General features: G+C 60.1%; 13 protein-coding genes and 1 other RNA gene. All 14 read right to left on the bottom strand.

Features of this window, described 5'->3' with window-relative positions; genetic code table 11:
* Nucleotides 1-51: 51 nt before the first annotated feature.
* Nucleotides 52-1,827 (bottom strand): flagellar hook protein FlgE, encoded by a 1,776-nt coding sequence (locus tag DDIC_RS07480; protein WP_136399860.1) that lies wholly within the window; start codon nt 1,825-1,827, stop codon nt 52-54.
* Nucleotides 1,828-1,911: 84 nt separating this feature from the next.
* On the bottom strand, nt 1,912-2,643 hold the full coding sequence (locus tag DDIC_RS07475) for a flagellar hook assembly protein FlgD (protein ID WP_136399859.1): 732 nt from the start codon (nt 2,641-2,643) through the stop codon (nt 1,912-1,914).
* A gap of 24 nt (nt 2,644-2,667) precedes the next feature.
* Nucleotides 2,668-4,569, bottom strand: a complete 1,902-nt coding sequence (locus DDIC_RS07470; protein ID WP_136399858.1) for a flagellar hook-length control protein FliK — start codon at nt 4,567-4,569, stop codon at nt 2,668-2,670.
* Nucleotides 4,570-4,680: 111 nt separating this feature from the next.
* A complete protein-coding gene (locus DDIC_RS07465) occupies nt 4,681-6,093 on the bottom strand; it encodes a glycosyltransferase family 9 protein (RefSeq protein WP_136399857.1) in 1,413 nt (470 codons plus the stop codon).
* Between the two features lie 2 nt (nt 6,094-6,095).
* Nucleotides 6,096-7,820 (bottom strand): CgeB family protein, encoded by a 1,725-nt coding sequence (locus DDIC_RS07460; protein ID WP_247647416.1) that lies wholly within the window; start codon nt 7,818-7,820, stop codon nt 6,096-6,098.
* Nucleotides 7,821-7,903: 83 nt separating this feature from the next.
* Nucleotides 7,904-9,040 carry a FapA family protein gene (locus DDIC_RS07455; RefSeq protein WP_247647415.1) on the bottom strand — a complete coding sequence of 379 codons (1,137 nt, stop codon included), beginning with the start codon at nt 9,038-9,040 and terminating at the stop codon, nt 7,904-7,906.
* 41 nt (nt 9,041-9,081) lie between these two features.
* Nucleotides 9,082-9,435, bottom strand: coding sequence for an STAS domain-containing protein (locus tag DDIC_RS07450; RefSeq protein WP_136399855.1), 354 nt, complete (start codon nt 9,433-9,435; stop codon nt 9,082-9,084).
* A 32-nt stretch (nt 9,436-9,467) separates the two neighbouring features.
* Nucleotides 9,468-9,950: a D-aminoacyl-tRNA deacylase gene (dtd, locus tag DDIC_RS07445; protein ID WP_136399854.1), complete on the bottom strand. Its 483-nt coding sequence runs from the start codon at nt 9,948-9,950 to the stop codon at nt 9,468-9,470.
* A complete protein-coding gene (locus DDIC_RS07440; protein ID WP_136399853.1) occupies nt 9,950-11,734 on the bottom strand; it encodes a long-chain-fatty-acid--CoA ligase in 1,785 nt (594 codons plus the stop codon). Before DDIC_RS07440 ends, dtd begins: the two co-directional genes overlap by 1 nt.
* A 48-nt stretch (nt 11,735-11,782) precedes the next feature.
* Nucleotides 11,783-12,994: a 2-C-methyl-D-erythritol 4-phosphate cytidylyltransferase gene (gene ispD, locus DDIC_RS07435; protein ID WP_136399852.1), complete on the bottom strand. Its 1,212-nt coding sequence runs from the start codon at nt 12,992-12,994 to the stop codon at nt 11,783-11,785.
* A gap of 18 nt (nt 12,995-13,012) precedes the next feature.
* Nucleotides 13,013-13,375, bottom strand: an RNA gene (rnpB, locus tag DDIC_RS07430) — RNase P RNA component class A.
* A gap of 59 nt (nt 13,376-13,434) precedes the next feature.
* The gene (locus tag DDIC_RS07425) at nt 13,435-14,211 is read right to left on the bottom strand and encodes a zinc ribbon domain-containing protein (protein WP_136399851.1); all 777 of its coding nucleotides are present in this window, start codon (nt 14,209-14,211) and stop codon (nt 13,435-13,437) included.
* Between the two features lie 18 nt (nt 14,212-14,229).
* On the bottom strand, nt 14,230-15,021 hold the full coding sequence (locus DDIC_RS07420; protein WP_136399850.1) for a Nif3-like dinuclear metal center hexameric protein: 792 nt from the start codon (nt 15,019-15,021) through the stop codon (nt 14,230-14,232).
* Between the two features lie 344 nt (nt 15,022-15,365).
* A complete protein-coding gene (locus tag DDIC_RS07415; protein ID WP_136399849.1) occupies nt 15,366-16,178 on the bottom strand; it encodes a phosphoribosylformylglycinamidine synthase subunit PurQ in 813 nt (270 codons plus the stop codon).
* Nucleotides 16,179-16,321 lie beyond the last annotated feature (143 nt).

The raw sequence follows: 16,321 nt of genomic DNA, 5'->3' as shown, positions 1-16,321 counted from the left end.
TGGGAGGGCCTTGCGGCCCTCCGGCCTTCTTTCAACTGTAATCTCTATTGCTTACCGCTTCATGCCGATAACTGTTTCAAGCATGCTGTCTACGGTGGTTATGCTTTTGGAGTTGGCCTGGAAGCCGCGCTGCGTGGCGATCATCTGCACAAACTCGCGCGACATGTCCACGTTGGACTGTTCAATGTTGTAGGCCTTGGTTGAACCAAAGCCGTTGTCGCCAGCAACGCCCTGCCGGGCAACGCCCGATTCCTTGGTTTCGGAATAGAGGTTGTTGCCTTCCCTGTACAGGCCCTGCAGGTTGTCAAAGTCGTACATGGAGATCTGGTACAGGGCCATGGTCTGGTTATTGTCGTACTTGCCGTAAATGACGCCGTTTGTATCAATGCTGAAGTTGTTCAGCACGCCAGCAGGATAGCCGTCGGCGTTGGAGGTTCGTACGGAGGAGTTGCCCGCTGCCGCAACGCTGGCGGATGTGCCGCGCACGGTTGTGGCCATGGTTGCCGCCCTTGTCGCGTAGTCGATGTTGCCAGCAGCTACCGTGAGACTTGCCAGCGAGGTGGCTGTACCAGGGTTGTTCCAAGGTACGGAGGCCGTATCCTTGAGGCCGAGGTTCAGTTCAATGATGCTCTTTTCGGCAATGCTGTAAGGCGTGCCGCCGTTGGCGGCTGTTTCGGACACGCTGTTGGACAGGGGCGTTCCGGTAAAGTTTGCATTGAACACGGGCAGGCCGTTGCTCGAAATTTTGGTGGGCTGCCAGGAGGCGAGCGCTGACGGATTAAGGTTGCACGGCGTGTCGGCTGCGGGCGTATCCTGAGCGCCATAGGTGTAGGCGGTCTGGTTGACCAGCTGGCCGCTGGCGTTGAAAATCAGCTGACCCGTCATGAGCACGCCAGCCTTGCTGGTGCCCTTGAAGGAGGTGCCGCCGGTAAGAATGGGGTTGCCCTGCGCATCATAGGTCACCGTGCCGCCGTAGGTGCGGTTGTCTTCCGACGGGGGAATGGTCACCATGTATTCGTACATTGAATAGCCCGACGGAAGATTCTGAATGGTGTACGAACTGCTGCTGGCGTCCACCTTGTCGTAGTAGACGGTGAGGTTGTGCTTGGTTCCGCCCTCGTCGTAAACATTGAGGCTTGACTGCGTGGCATAGGCAGAGTCGGCAAGCGGCGTAGTGGACGTGCCGTCCCACTGCATGAACAGCGCGCTCATGGGGTTGGTGGCGCTTGTCGTTTTGTCCATGCCGGCGTCAAGCGAAAGCTGCATGGTAAAGGAGACGCTCTGCGTCTGCTTGGGCGGCAGGTTCCAGCTGTCGAGCACGATATCCTTGGGCGAACCACTGCCCTTGTATGTAGAGGAAGTCGCGGTGGTGTTGCCGATGCTGGTGGATCCGGAGTTGAAGACAACCGACGAGCTGGTGTTGTCGACCTCCCAGCCCTGCATGATCATGCCTTCGGGGTTCTGCATGGCGCGGTTGGCGTTAAAATAGAAGTCGCCGGCGCGGGTGTAGTACATCTGCTCGCTGTTGGGATTGCGCACCTTGAAGTAGCCGTTGCCGTCAATGGCAAGGTCCGAACCGCTGTTGGTCGATTCAAACGAACCTTGCGAAAAGTCGCCAAGAACAGCGTACGTGCTGACGCCCTGGCCTATCTGCGTAGTGCCGCTGACGCTGCCGCCGTCGGTGTACAGGTAGTCGCTGAAATCCGCGCGCTGGCCCTTGTAGGCAAGAGTGCTGACGTTGGCGATGTTGTTGCCGACGATATTCATTTTGTTGCCGTGCGCCATGAGGCCGGAAACGCTTGTCCACATGCTGGATGAAAGACTCATAAGTTCCTCCGTGTCTCGGGATAGGGGGATATTTTTTTGGCTAGCCGGCTCGTGGCCGCCTATCCGTTATACCAATCAGTATCTCTAGCTTGTTGATGTATTTGTACTGGTGCTTGTGGGTACGGTAACCTGACGCACCTTCGAGAGTTCCATCAGCTGTCCGCCGTCAAGGCCCAGGTAGACCGTCTTATTGTTGTTGACCACGCCTGTTACCTTGGCGTTTACCACCTGATCGGCAAGTACGGCTTCGCCCTTGGCGCTGAGCAGGGACAGGTTGACCGTGTAGACGCCGTCAGGGGCAACTGTTCCGGCGCTGGTCATGCCGTTCCAGTCAAATTCATAGGTCGTGCCAGCCGCCTTTGAACCAACATCCTGCGAGTAGACGACGTTGTTGTCGGCATCACGCACCGTGAGCGTGCCGCTGGCCACATCATCGTTGGGCGCGTAGCGGAACTTGGTTATGGACATCGTCTTGGCCGTGGTGTCGGTCACCTTGCCTATGCTGTTGCCAGAGACGGTCACCTCCTTGCCAATGTAGGAGGTGGCATTGATCATCTGCTCGTTATTGGTGGCATCAGTAAGCGAGGTCATGCTTGTATTCAGGTTCATGAGCTGCTCAAGGCTGGAGAACTGAGCCATCTGGGAGACAAATTCCTTGTCGTCCATGGGGTTCAGCGGATCCTGATACTTGAACTGCGTAACCAGAAGCAGCATGAAGGCGTTCTTGTCGAGGTTGGCGCCGCCTGACTGCTTGCCAACAACGGCGTTAAACTCGTTGTTGGCCTGAGTGATTGCGGATGCAACGCTGGTGGACATAGGTCATTCTCCCCACGGCCTTGTTCAGGCAACCACGTTGAGGTTGCTTGTGGCATATATTGCCGTGTTCCCAAGAGAATGCACAGGCTGTTCCAATGTTGTCATTGTCGAATTTGATGTGGAATTTCTTACGCTTGCCAGATTCTTCAGACGGGCAAGTTCTTCCCGGCGGGCATCTTCTTCCTGCCGCGCATTGTGCTGGGTAAAATCCTGCCAGCTGGCGCTGTTCTGATCCTGGCGGGTGTCCTGGCGCACTTCGACCTTATCCACCTTGATGCCCTGCTGTTCAAGGTTGCTGCGTATGGCGTCGACCTGACGGTTGATCATGTCGGTGGTTTCGGACTTTTCGGAGCGAATGATGGCGCTTACCTCGCCATTGCGCACAGTGAGCGAAACATTGATGGAGCCAAGCTCCTGCGGGTTAAGCTGCAGATCAAGTCGCGTGCCGCCGCCCTTGAGGCTTGAGAGCATGCCCTGTTCGACCTGCTGGGCCACCTGACGGGCGATGGGGGCAACCGCAGCCGCATCCTGCAGGTCAGCAGTGGTCTGCGCGGTTTGCACAGGCTGGGCCGCGTATGCCGCAATGTTGCCGCGCCCTGCGGCCGAGGCGGCCTGGGCGTCTATCTTGCCAAGCAGTTCGCTCCACGACGACTTGTTCTTTTGATCCTTGTCCGTGTCGCCCTGGGCGGGGTTTTTCTGTTCCTTGTCGTCCAGCGCCCTGGCCTGCTGGGTGGCGGACTGCGCAAGCGTCTGATTGGCGGCAGTGTTCTTGCCCGTTTGCGCGGCAGTCTGCGGGCCAGAGGCGACTTCAGAAACTTTTTCCGCCAGAGGCGAGCGCTGGTTTGCAGCGGTCTTGCTGTCCGTAGCGGTGTTGCCGCCGGTCTGCTTGGAGCTGGTCATGTCCTTGCCGATCATTTCGCTTTGAGCGGCGATCTTTATGTCGTTGGCGGAGGCTTGCTGACCTGCGTCGAGCGTTTCGCCAAGAATATTGTTGGTCTTCTGCTGTACAGTCTTGTCGATAAGCACCTTGCTCTGCTGGGCGGTGCGGCTGCGCAGGGCATTGGCCTGCTTTTCCTTTTCCGTGCGAGTGCGGGCCTTGCTGATGCGGGGTTGCAGCGTGGTCTTGAGCGCTGTATCCAGCGTCTTTTGCGCTGCGGCCTGCGTGGCAAAAAAGTCTGTAACCGGCGCCATCAGGGCGCCAAACTGCTCGTTGAGGCAGGTGAGAGACGCGCTGCCCCCAAAGCTGTTGGCCAGGGTCTGCAGGTTGCTCGAGCCAAGGCCAAGGCCTCGTCCCAGCGAAAGAGCTTCACTCTGGGAAACCTCGATGCTGCCCGCCGGGTCAAGCTTGCTCATAAAGGTAGATATGGCGTTGTATGCCTGCTGCGCGTTGCCCTGCATCATCATGGCCTGCACCGTAGTGTCCAGAATGCCGGAGGGGTCGATCTTTTTGAGCAGCGAGGTGATGTTGGCCTTGTCGTCGTCGGAGAGCACGGGTATGCCCCCGCCGCCTTTGACGCTGGCCTTGACCTGGGCCAGGGTTGCGCCATCGGGCATATCGGCAAGAGAGGCCAGCTTGGCAAGGCTTTCGGGTGTGGCTCCGGCCTTGATCAGGTCCTTGTACAGGGTTTGCACTTCCTGCTTGGTAAAGCAGACTTCGTCCAGCGTGTAGGTTACGCCGTTGCGGCTGCTGCGCGAGTAGGGGCTCTCGACCTGCACCGCGGCTTTTGCGGTAGAGGCGCTGGAGGAAACGGGGGTTTCTTGCGTAGTGGGGGAGTCAGCAGGCGTTGACGCAGATTCTTCAACCTCTCTCAGACTCTTGTTGAGCTCTTCCATGAAGGAAGACGTGTGCTGGTCGTCTGGGCGGTTGTTGCTGGCGGCGTCCCAGAGGGTCTGGTTGCTGCTTATGCTTGTGGGAAGAATCTGCATTGTTCACTCCTTGCGCCCATAACTATTCAAGGAGTGTTCCAATTTTATTTTTTGTGTAAATTCAAAGTATTAAAAAATTCGATGGGCGGATGAGGGGCAATACTTGCCGTATCAGGCCGGGGTGGCAAAAAGCGGGGTCAGGGCCGCAAGGCGTTGCAGGGCCGTGCGCCAGCCCTGTTCGCCAAAACCCTCGTTTTGCAAAAACATGTGCAGATGCCCCGTAAACAGACGCATCATGCCGGGTTGTCCGCGCCAGAAGTCGTCGCTCAAAACACCGCGCTGTTTGAAGCGCTCGCCGCACTGGGCAAACAGCCGGGCAAAACGGGCCGCAAGGCGGCTGGCAAGCTGGGGGTGCCCGGCCTGCAGCCGTGCCAGGCGCTGTCGCAGCAGCGGCTCCAGTGCCGGATCATACATGAACAGAAAGACCGCCTGCCAGACGTCTTCAAGCAGGGGACGGCAGGAGGCCTGCGGGGCTTCATCTGTGCGCGCGAGCGTGTGCAGGCCAAGGGTGTCGCGCCCTGTACGGTACAGGGCAAGACCAGCGCAGGCGGCAGGCGCGGCGGCGTTTGCCTTTGTCAGGCCTGAATGAATATCCGTAATGATTCTGGCGACAGGGGCGGGCATGAAGGCCTGTTTGCAGTACAGGCGTCCACGGCTGCATTGCCAGCAGCCCACGCAGCTCATGGCGGCCCGCAGCACCCATTGACCAGGGGCGCAGGGGCCGGTCTCGCGGGCGTGTACAGGGCCCATGGACAGGTTGAGCACAGGCACGCCCAGATAGTCGGCCAGATGCATGGGGCCGGTGTCGGGCGTTATGCACAGGTCCAGCGTGCGCATCAGTGCCGCCACCTCGCTCAGCGACAGTTTACCGCAAAGATTGGCCTGACCAAGCCCGCATCTACGGGCAACTTCCGCGCCCAGTTCTTCTTCGCTCTTGCCGCCCAAAAACACGGGCGTCAGGTCGGCACTGGCCAGACGCGCGGCCAGTCGGGCCCAAAATCCCGCATCGGGACGTTTGGCCGCCTCGCTCGCCCCCAGCACCAGCCCGACGCGCCGGGTACCGGCAGGGGCAGGACGCGAATGGCCGACAGCGGCAATATCTGGCCGGGGCGAAAGGTCAAGCAGATGCAGGTCGGCCCAGTGAAAGGCGTTGGCATGGTTGTTCTGCGTCAGGGCGGCCCTGTACAGCTGCCAGTAACCCTTGATGTGCAGGCCTGCGCCGTCGTCCATAGGCCCAAGCTTGACGGGCGACCTGAGCGCGGCCATGGTCTGGGCCGCCAGCGGGCTGCTGCTCAGGTTTATGGCGGCCGCATAACTTTGCTGGGCCAAAGTGCCGCAGTGCGAAGGGGGAAAAAACACCACGCCGGGCGCAAGCGGCATGAGCTGCTGAAAAAAAACCGGCTCGGCCACAACCCACAAAGGGTTGTCGGGCCAGAGCTGGCGCAGGCGCATAAGCAGCGGAAAAGTCAGAATAAGGTCGCCCATGCGGTGCAGTTGCAGCACCAGAACCGGATCAGCCGCCATTGTCAGCCTCTGGCAGCGGTGCTGTCCGCGTTGCGCGCCGCTGGGGTTCCGTAGACCTCGCGCATGTGCCGCAGCATGGTCTGCAACCTGTGCTGCCAGGTGTGGCAGGCAAGCACGCGCTTGCGCGCCGCCTGCGTTATGCGCTGGCGTTCCTGCGGGTGGGCAAGATAATGGCGCACAAGGTCGGGGGCTTCGTCCGGATCGCGGTAGCAGACCATTTCGTCCGGTTCAAAAAGCTGCCCCATCTGCTCGCGCCAGTCGGTGAGCACAAAGCTGCCTGCCGCGGGTACGTCGAAAACCCGCTGGTTGACGGCCCCCTTCATCTGCTTGCTCGTGCAGTTGAAGTTGACGACCGATTGGCTGTAAAATAGCGGCAAATCCGAATAGTAGCTCAGCGCGTCCATATAACGGGGTTGCAGCGGCTCGTGGCGAAATTCTATTTTCCAGCCGGCATCGCCCACAATAAGCGGGCGCAGGGGCAAAAGACGACGCACGCAACCATTGCGGTACAGACGGGTCGCCTGCCAGGTGACGGCTGTTTCAAAGGCCAGTTTTGCCTCGTTGTCGGGCAACGCGAGGTAGTGCGCGTAGGTATCGGGCTGGCATTTTTTGAGAAAATCAGCCACGGAGCGCTGGTCGCTTTCCATAAACTGTTGGGCAACAGTGTGGAATGAAAGCAGCAGCGGGCGGGGGAAGCGTCCGTTTTTCAGCCTGCCGCCAACCTTGTACAGCATGGAATTGCCCACAAAGGAGAGATCGGCCTTCCACGACGCGGGTGCGGATGCGCCCTTGGAGGGGTGAAAACGGTCAGGGTCAGTGCCCAGAGGCAAGTAAAACACATGCTCAAAGCCAGCCGCGCGCAGCGAGGAAATATTGTCCGAATCCCAGGTAAACAGCGTTGTCCATGGGCTCACGCAGCGTGAATACAGGTGGATGATGAGGTGCGGGTTGTCCACAAACCACGAGGCCAGCGGCAGCTGCAGGCGCGCCAGCAGATCCATGAGCACGCCTTCCACATCTACGCCCATGTGGTTGAGCGTTATGCAGCAATCCGGCCTGAACGACACCACGGCTTCAAGCAGCTGCTGTACAAAATCCGTACGGGCGACGGCATCGTCCCGAATGACCACAAGCTTGTGCTCAATGCCAAGCTTGCGGCAGGCGCCTTCAATTTCGCCCATAAGAAAGTACTTGCTGGTCAGCAGCAGCACGCGGGGGCTGTCGTTTACAAATCGCGGCCCGGAGGCCTTGCTCCAGAAGTCGAATCTGGCGCTGGCGGCCAGCTCTTTTTGCAGGCTGCCGTAATAGTCGCGGTCAAGGCGCAGGTAAAAGGGCAGGGCAAGGGGCAACAGGCGCATGCCGCCATGGCGCATCTGCCAGTGCGTGAGCTCTGCCAGCGCCTCAGCGGTCTGCGCCGCAGTGACGAGGGTAACGCGCCCGCGCTCCTGCGCTGGCAGGTTTTGCAGAACATGGGTTATGGCTTGCAGGCCGGTTTCTTTTTCCACCACGGCAACAGGGCCAGCGGTGCACTGCAGCAGGCGCGCCAGCGCATGACCAAGACCGCAACCCAGCAGTACGGGCAGGCAGCCGCGCTGCAGCTCCGGCATCTGTCCGGCCACAACGGCTGTCTCCCGCTCCGCGCCGCCAGGGCGCAGCATAGAGAATACGCGCTCGCCAATCTGGGCTTCAACGTCGTCTGGAACGGTGTCGGAGGCAGTGTTGGGCACGGCTTTTGCCGTTGCGACCGAAGGTTGGCGGCCGCTGGTCTGGTGGGAAAAAACCGCCGTAAAGCACGGCGCGTGAGGCAAGGTCATCGCTTTTTGCTCATGTGCGAGGGCTGCATGGGTTCCGCAATGATTTCATTGTCCACAAGGCGGAACAGCGTGCACTGGTAAATATGATCCACAACCGTAAACGCCCGCCCAATGGAAATTTCCACGCCGGGGTAGACGATTCCCTGGCAGAGCAGGCGGCAGTTTTGCATGTAGTTTTCGTCCTGAGCCAGCCTGCCCCACAGTTCATCCCGCCGGTTGATCAGCTGCCGACGTTGCAGCCGCAACGCCTGCAACTTGCGCGAGGCGTCGTTGGTTTCGGGCGGCAGATGCCCGGCGATGGCGTTGAGGTGGGTGATTGTCTGCGAAAGCTGGGCGATAATCTTGTCCATTTTTTCCAGCTGGCGGATGCTCATGGGGTCGTAGCCCAGATACACCTTTGTGGAGAGCGCGGCCTTGTTGCCCAGCTGCCCGCCCACATACACGCTGCCGTAGGCGTTGACGATGCCGCCGTAGAGCTTGTCGCGCACCACAAGGTTGCTGCCGGCGTACACGGTGCTGTACAGGCAGGTTTTTTCAATAACCATGTTGCCGCGCGCACGGGCGTCCACGTTTTCCAAAAAAGGAGTCATGAGTTTGTCGCCAGCGTCAACCTTGCTGTGCTTGCCTGCGCCGCCGCGAACGCCGCCGTCGACGAGCAGATCGCGCCGGGCGCGCACAACGCCGCCCTCAACCATGCCCATGATGCGCACGTTGTTGCCCTGTACGGAAAACCCCGCGCGCACGGATCCGTGCACGGCCATGTCGCCCACAAAAAAGATGTTGCCGGTCTGAAAGCTCACGTCCTGGCGCACGTTGAGCAGGGCTTTGACGGTAATTTTGCCGTTGAGGTAAAAAACATACCCCTTGGCGGCGGCAAGCAGATAGTTGGAATGGCTGGGATCAACGCGGGTGTTGCCGCCCATGGGAAAGACTGGTTTGTCGAGGACAAAGCGGCGGTCATAGCCTGTCTCGGCATTGTCGAGCGGTACAAGTTCCGCAAGCACCTGGCCTGCTATAACATTCTGGACATAGCCCAGACTGTACACGTCAGAAGCGCCGTTATCTCCACCTGGCTTCAGGTTGAGATAATCGAAGTCGGGATTGAAGTAATGCCTCAGATAGTATTGCACCATGCACCATCCGTCGGGCTGAAGGGCATAACCCCGTAATATCGTTACTCGGCAGTAGCGGGAATATAGCCTTTCAATTCTTCTTCGCTCTCGAATGTGGGGAAAAATCCCTCAATCTCAGCCTTGCGCAACAGCTCGGCCACATGGGGAGCAGGCATCAGCAGCACCAGCCTGCGTCCGCGTCCGCGTCCCTTGGTGCTGGCGCTTACAAGCACCCCAAGCCCGGAGGTGTCCACTTTTTCAACACGACTCAGGTCAAGCACCACCTGGCGAATACCCGACGCCAGCAAATGATCTTCAAGCAGTTTGCTGAACTGGGCCACATCGCCCAGCAGCAGATTGCCCGAATAGCGCAGTACCGTGACACCGGTGTGCGATTCCGCCTTCAGCTCAAACATGGCTGTATTTCCTCCGTATGGCAGCAGTTGCGTTAACGGGAAAACAGGTTGGCAGAGTCCAGAAAAATGGTCACAGGCCCCCAGTTGCACAGGCGCACATCCATGTCCGCTCCGAAGATGCCTGACGATACGCTGACGGCGCAAGTTTCGTCAACCATTTGAACGAAATCCATAAACATGTCCTTGGCCCACGCGGGGTCGCCCGCATCGGTAAATGAAGGCCTGCGGCCCTTGCGGCAGTCGGCGTACAGGGTAAACTGCGGCACCAGCAGCAGCTGGCCGCCAAATTCGTCCAGTGATGCATGGAACTTATGAGCGTTTTCACCCGTACCGGGAAAGATGCGCAGGCCCACAAGCTTGCGGGCCATGGCCGTATATGAAGGGGAGTTGCGATAGTCTGGCCCGTCCTCGCGCCCAAAGGCGACAAGGGCCATGATTCCCTCGTCGATGGCCGCCACCAGACGGCCATCGACGGTTACGGAAGCTTCTTTAACCCGTTGCGCGATAATGCGCATCAGGCGTGCCCCACAGGTTCGTCGCCGTTTTCGGCTGTCATCGGGGCGTCCGGAGCGGATGCGCCGGGGGTAGGATCAGCCGAGCGCCGTTTTTTGCGGTTGGCCATCTTTTGCTCTTCTTCTTCGCGCAGGGCGCGGCGCAGCACCTTGCCCACAATGGTTTTGGGCAGCTCGTCGCGAAACTCCACCAGACGCGGAACCTTGTAGCCAGCCAGCTTCTGGCGGCACCAGGATATCACGTCGGCCTTGGTGAGCTCTTCGCCCGGGCGGCGCACCACAAAGGCCTTGAGTATCTCGCCGCGTATCTCGTCGGAGATGCCCACGCTGACGGCCTCAAGCACCTTGGGGTGCTCCAGCAGCACTTCATCCACCTCGCGGGGGTAAACATTGTAGCCGCCCACGATGACCATGTCTTTTTTGCGGTCAACAATATAAAAATAGCCGTCGTCGTCCATGGTCGCCAGGTCGCCGGTGTACAGCCAGCCGTTGCGCAGGGCGCTGGCGCTTTCGTCGGGTTTGCGCCAGTAGCCGTGCATGACCTGCGGGCCCTGCACGATCAGCTCGCCCATCTTGCCGGGCGGCAGGGTAAGCGAGCCGCCTTCCATGTCCACAATGCGGGCGTCGGTGCCCGGTACGGGCATGCCGATGGAGTTGGGGCGCTGGCCCTGCAAGCCCAGCGGGTTGCAATGCGTGATGGGCGAGGCCTCTGTAAGGCCGTAGCCTTCAAGAATGGCCGCGCCGGTCGTCTCCTGAAATTTGCGAAAAATTTCGCGCGGCAACGGGGCCGAGCCGGAAACGCAGATCTTGATGCTGCGCAGGTCAAAGTCCGCCAGATTTTTTTGTTGCAGCAACGAAATATAGACCGAGGGCGCACCGGGAAAAACCGTGGGCTTGTACCTGGCGATTAGGCGCAGCACGTCCTGCGGCACGTAGCGCGGCAGCGGCAGTGTGGTGGCCGCAAGGGCAATGGGGATGATCAGGCCCGTGGTGAGCCCGTAGACATGAAAAAACGGCAGCAGCGAAATAAAGGTATGCTTGTCCTCCGCCCTGACGTGGATGATGTCCAGCACCTGACGGCAGTTTGTGCCCACGTTGCTGTGCGTGAGGGTAACGCCCTTGGGCAGCCCTGTTGTGCCGCCGGTGTACTGCAGCATGATGGGGTCGTGCAGGGGGTCGGCAATGGGTGCGGAATACCGCTCGGCGCCCTTGAAAAAGTGCTTCCACTCATGCACGTTTTTGCCGTCGTAGGGTATGGGCTCCTTTATGCTGCGGCGTTTCTTCAGCTTGTAGAGCCAGTTGAGCGGAAAGGAAAGCGCGTCGGCGGCGCCCGTCACAATAAAGTTTTTGAGCGGCAGGCGGTCGCGCAGGGCGGAAACCCGCGGCCAGAGCAGGTCGAGCAGCACCATGTGCTCCGCGCCAGAGTCCTGCATGTTGGCCATGATTTCCTTTTCCATATACAGGGGGTTGGTCATGACCACCACGCCGCCAGCCTTGATGATGCCCCAAAAGGCCACCACGGTCTGGGGCATGTTGGGCATCATCAGGGCCACCCTGTGCCCCGTCTTTACGCCGATGCGGCGCAGGGCACCGGCAAAGCGTTCGGCCTGTTCGCGCAGCTGCTTGTAGGTGATGCGCGTATTTTGAAAAATAACGGCCATGCGGTTGGGATATTTGTCCGCAGCCTCGTCAAGCAAGGCGTACAGCGGCTTGTTCCACACGTCTGAAGTGCGTGGGACAAAGGAGTCGTAGTGCGCAAACCATGGCCTGCTGAGTTCGGTGTTCATGTCCTTCCTTGTAATGTCGAATCGTAATGGCAGGGGAGGCGGAACGGATCAGCGCCCCAGCGCGGTCACAACTGCATATGCCTTGATGCCTTCGGAACGGCCTGTGAAGCCCAGATATTCCTCAGTGGTAGCCTTGAGGTTTACGCTTGATGCGGGCAACCCCATGAGCCGAGCGACATTTTTTTTAATTTCTTCGCGGTAGGGCGCGAGCTTGGGAACCTGCGCCACAATGGTCATGTCGACGTGGCTTGGGGTACAGCCCGCCTCGCGCACCATGTCCAGAACCTGATGCAGCAGAATGGCGGACGATATGCCCTCATATTGCGGATCCCTGTCGGAAAAATGCTGGCCGATGTCGCCAAGGCACGCGCAGCCAAGCAGGGCGTCGGCAAGGGCGTGCAGCAGCACGTCGCCGTCGGAGTGGGCGAGCACCTCAGGCGCGCCGGGGATGCTCACGCCGCCAAGGCGCATGGGACGCCCCTGGCCGTAACGGTGCACGTCGTAGCCCATACCGGTGCGGACGACAGGGGCAGGCGCCGCGTCGCGCAGCAAATCGAGATCTTCAGGACGGGTAATTTTCACGTTTGCGGCCTCGCCTGGCACGACACGCACCTCATGGCCCAGCGCCTCAAGCAGCGAGGCGTCGTCGGTTACGGCAAGCCCGGCTGCAAGGGCGTGCGCGTGGGCGTCAAGCAGGGGCTGTAGCTGAAACCCCTGCGGGGTCTGCACAGCTGCAAGCCCCTCGCGCGGCAACGTGGCGACAACGCGGCCACTGTCCACTGTCTTGATGGTGTCGGTAACGGAAATTGCGGGTATGACGCCTGCAGCGCCCAGCGCCAGCTCATGGCAGACCCTGCGCACAAGCGCGGGGGACAAAAAGGGGCGTGCCGCGTCGTGCACCAGCACGCTTGCGGGGCGCACCGGCAGCGCGGCAAGGCCAAGACGTACGGAATCCTGACGCAGCGCGCCGCCGCAGGCCGTAACCCACGGCAGGCCTAGGTCGTCGTTTTTGTGCAGATCGGTCAGAAGTTCAGTGGCTTCGGCAAGCTGGCTGGCAGGAAAAACAAAGACAATACCGGCAACGCAGGCGCTGCGGCTCATGGCGCGGGCGGCATGCCAAAAAAGGGGCGCGCCCCGCCAGGGCAGAAACTGCTTGGCCTTACCGCCGGTGACCTGGGCCATGCGGCTGCCCTGACCGGCGGCCAGTACAAGCGCCCAGGGTTTTGCCGCGTCAGGCGAAATGCCGGAACTTTCTGCCATGTACACACCTTGTCAACAAGTGGGAGTCGGACGATAAGCCGGGTTCTGTCATGCGGTTGCCCGCACCAGACCGTCATTCCTCTAGGGGTACGGTTACCCGCACCCTCAAGCAACCTACCCGGAAGGCAATGGTCGGGCCGACCACCTTCCCTATTTGGTCTTGCTCCAAACGGGGTATGCCGAGCATGCCGCGTCGCCGCGGCATCTGGTGGGCTCTTACCCCACCGTTTCACCCTTACCCCGCCGCGAGGCGGGGCGGTTTGCTTTCTGTGGCGCTGTCCGAGGGTCGCCCCTCCTGGGTGTTACCCAGCGTTCTGCCCTGTGGAGCCCGGACTTTCCTCCCCAGGCCTTGCGGCCTGCAGCGACGGTCTGTCCAACTCCCACCTGTTGTATTTTTCACCGGCGTGGGCGCGTGTGGTCCACGCCGGGGAAAGGTCGTATTAATCGGTAATGGTCACCGGCTTGGGGGCGCACTGGGGAGCGTCTTCAACCGAAAAATGCTCGCACCAGAAGATAAGACGCTGGCAGTTGGGGCAGCTCAAGATTTGCTGGCCGCGCTGCAGTTCGATGAACGACTGCGGCGGCACGGCAATGTGGCAGCCGGAGCAGATGCCCTCTTTGACCGCGACGATCACAGGGTGCTCAAGACGCCTGCGGATAAATTCGTAGCGCATAAAAACGGGCTGGGGAATGTTTTTGCTGGCGGAGGCGCGTTTGCCGTTCAGCACTTCCAGAGCGGCGTTGCCCTTTTGCAGCTTTTCTTCCAGACCGTCGCGCTTGACGTCAAGCTCGGCCTTGATGGCGGTGTAGGTGAGGTCGATCTCGGCCAGAGCGTCGTTCTGGTACTGCAGTTCCTCAAGAAGGGTCATTTTTTCTTCTTCACGGGAACGGTTGACCTTTTCCATGCTGTCCATTTCGCGCATCATTGCGTGATATTCGCGCTGGTTGCCCACCTGCATGAGCTTGTTTTTGCTTTTTTTGATGCGCGCGGAGTCGTCGTCGATTTCGAGCGAAAGGCGCTTTTGCTGATCCTGCAGGTGCGAGAGCTTGTCGAGAATGTAGTTGCGCTGGGTTTCTATGGCGGCATGGCGCTGTTCGAGGGCGTCGAGCTCGCTGGGGGCGCGGCTCAGGTCCTGCTTGACGGAGTGGATGGCGTCGTCGACCTTTTGCAGTTCAACCAGCTGTTTGATCTGGTCAAAATATACGGCATTGCTCATAAGAGTCCTCCTATAAAATCATGACAGGGCAACAGGGCGGAACGGAGAGGCGGAAGGCACAAAAAACACTTCCGCTTCAGGCAGCCGCTCTTGCAGCAACCGGCTCATGCGCAGCATCATTTCTTCTTCAAGGCTGTGGTGCCCCACATCCAGAAGGCAGATCTCCGCGGCAAGAGCCGTGTGGTATTTGACATCACCTGTTATAAAAAGCTGCGCGCCGGCAGCCTGCGCCGCTCCAAGCAGCGATGAACCCGAACCGGTGCAGTAGGCCACGCGCGCAACGCTGCTCGGCGTCGGGCCGCTCACGGTTGCGGCGGCAAGCGGGGCGCTGCGGGCAATGATGCCTGCAATCCGCTCCACGGTCATGGGTTGCGGCAGGTCGCCCGCAAGGCCAAAGCCCAACGGCAGCGTATCGTCCGTTGCCGGAGCCACAGGCTCCAGAACAGCAAGGTTGCTCAGGTCAAGCTCGCGAGCCAGCCAGCCAGCGGGGCCGTGAGCGTTGACGTCCAGCGAGGTATGCGCCGCGTACAGGGGCACGTCGGCCTGAAAAAGCATGCGCAGCACCGCGTGATAATCGTCAAGCCTGTTGGGCAGCACGGCCTTGAGCAACAGCGGATGGTGGCTCAGGATAAACTGCGCGCCTTTTTTCAGCGCCGCTTCCACCGAGGCGGGCGTGGGGTCGAGGCAGACGGCAAGCTTGACCGCATCCTGCCTGCGCGCGGCCACCTGCAGGCCCGACACATCCCACGAAGCGGCAGCGGCCAGAGGTGCTATTTTTTCTATCGCCTTAATAATTTCAGTATGTTGCATAGATATCACCCACCATAAAAAAAGGCACTTTCTTGCTGGTGCAGAGAAAGCGCCTCGTGAAATACGGCGTAAAAAAATGTGCAACGTGTTGTGGCAATGTTGTTTCGCACCTTGTCTGACGCGTGCGCGCAGGAAAATCCAAAGGGATTCGCCCCTCTTTGGAGTCAGATTACTTACCGGACTGCCGGGTCTTTGTCAACATAAACGGCGAAACACAGCGGTAAAACACGCTGGCTCTGGAGTTTGGACAGACAAAAAGGGGAGGCCCCGCAGGGCGCTCCCTTCATAACATCCAGCCGGGCCTGCGCCATGGCGGCGGCAGGCCCGGCACAAGGTTTTTATGCCTACGACTGGCCGCGCAGGTAGCGCACCGCGTTGACAAAAATAAGGGTTCCGGGCGCGTCCAGCTCGCCGCGCGTCCAGCCGGGGTGGTTGGTCACGTGGTGGAAGGCTTCGGGGTGGGGCATAAGGCCCAGCACCCGGCCCGTGGGATCGGTAAGGCCCGCAATGGCAAGGGAGGAGCCGTTGGGGTTCAGCGGGTATTCCTGCGTGGGCTTGCCCGTTGCGGGGTCGGCGTACTGCAGGGCGATGAGGTTTTCGGCCTCAAGACGGCGCAGGCAGTCGGCATCGCGGGCAACCAGCTTGCCTTCGCCATGGCGCACGGGCATGGAGAGCAGGGGAAGGTTTTTGGTAAACACGCAGGGGCTTGCCGCGTTGGGCAGCAGATGCACCCAGCGGTCTTCAAACCGGGCGGAATCGTTGTTGCCAAGCGAGACCTGGCGTTCAAAGCGCTGGCCGCCAAGCGCGGGCAGCACGCCCAGCTTGACCAGCAGCTGAAACCCGTTGCAGATGCCCAGAATCAGCTTGCCCTCATCCAAAAACTCGCGCAAGCTCTGGAGCAGGGCCGCGCCCGCGTCGTCCTTGAGGTAGCGCCAGCGCATGGCCGCAGCCTGGGCGGCGCCGAGATCGTCGCCATCAAGAAACCCGCCGGGAAAAACCAAAAAATGATAGTCTGCAAGGCGAACCTTGGCCGCCACCAGATCGGAAAAATGCACCACGTCAGCCTTGTCGGCCCCGGCCAGACGGGCGGTGTGGGCGGTTTCCATATGAGAGTTTGTGCCGTAGCCGGTGATGACCAGTGTATTGACCGTACCCATGCGGGGGAAGCCTCCTTGGCTTGCAACGCGGATATTTCCGGCCAGGCATGCGCTTAGCCGTACGTGCTGTTGCCTGTAATAACCCGGCTGTCCGTCATCTGGCATGCAAATGCCGAGAATGTCCGGGCCGCCTGTTGGGCACG

The organism is Desulfovibrio desulfuricans (genome assembly GCF_004801255.1).
Lineage (GTDB): Bacteria > Desulfobacterota > Desulfovibrionia > Desulfovibrionales > Desulfovibrionaceae > Desulfovibrio > Desulfovibrio desulfuricans_C.
This window is presented reverse-complemented; position numbering and strand designations above follow the sequence as displayed.

Coding starts and splice junctions, on each gene's coding strand:
- DDIC_RS07440 (WP_136399853.1), bottom strand. CDS start 11,734: ATGAACACCGAACTCAGCAGGCCATGGTTTGCGCACTACGACTCCTTT.
- DDIC_RS07475 (WP_136399859.1), bottom strand. CDS start 2,643: ATGTCCACCAGCGTTGCATCCGCAATCACTCAGGCCAACAACGAGTTT.
- DDIC_RS07480 (WP_136399860.1), bottom strand. CDS start 1,827: ATGAGTCTTTCATCCAGCATGTGGACAAGCGTTTCCGGCCTCATGGCG.
- DDIC_RS07420 (WP_136399850.1), bottom strand. CDS start 15,021: ATGCAACATACTGAAATTATTAAGGCGATAGAAAAAATAGCACCTCTG.
- DDIC_RS07465 (WP_136399857.1), bottom strand. CDS start 6,093: ATGGCGGCTGATCCGGTTCTGGTGCTGCAACTGCACCGCATGGGCGAC.
- dtd (WP_136399854.1), bottom strand. CDS start 9,950: ATGCGCATTATCGCGCAACGGGTTAAAGAAGCTTCCGTAACCGTCGAT.
- DDIC_RS07425 (WP_136399851.1), bottom strand. CDS start 14,211: ATGAGCAATGCCGTATATTTTGACCAGATCAAACAGCTGGTTGAACTG.
- DDIC_RS07415 (WP_136399849.1), bottom strand. CDS start 16,178: ATGGGTACGGTCAATACACTGGTCATCACCGGCTACGGCACAAACTCT.
- DDIC_RS07470 (WP_136399858.1), bottom strand. CDS start 4,569: ATGCAGATTCTTCCCACAAGCATAAGCAGCAACCAGACCCTCTGGGAC.
- DDIC_RS07455 (WP_247647415.1), bottom strand. CDS start 9,040: ATGGTGCAATACTATCTGAGGCATTACTTCAATCCCGACTTCGATTAT.
- ispD (WP_136399852.1), bottom strand. CDS start 12,994: ATGGCAGAAAGTTCCGGCATTTCGCCTGACGCGGCAAAACCCTGGGCG.
- DDIC_RS07450 (WP_136399855.1), bottom strand. CDS start 9,435: ATGTTTGAGCTGAAGGCGGAATCGCACACCGGTGTCACGGTACTGCGC.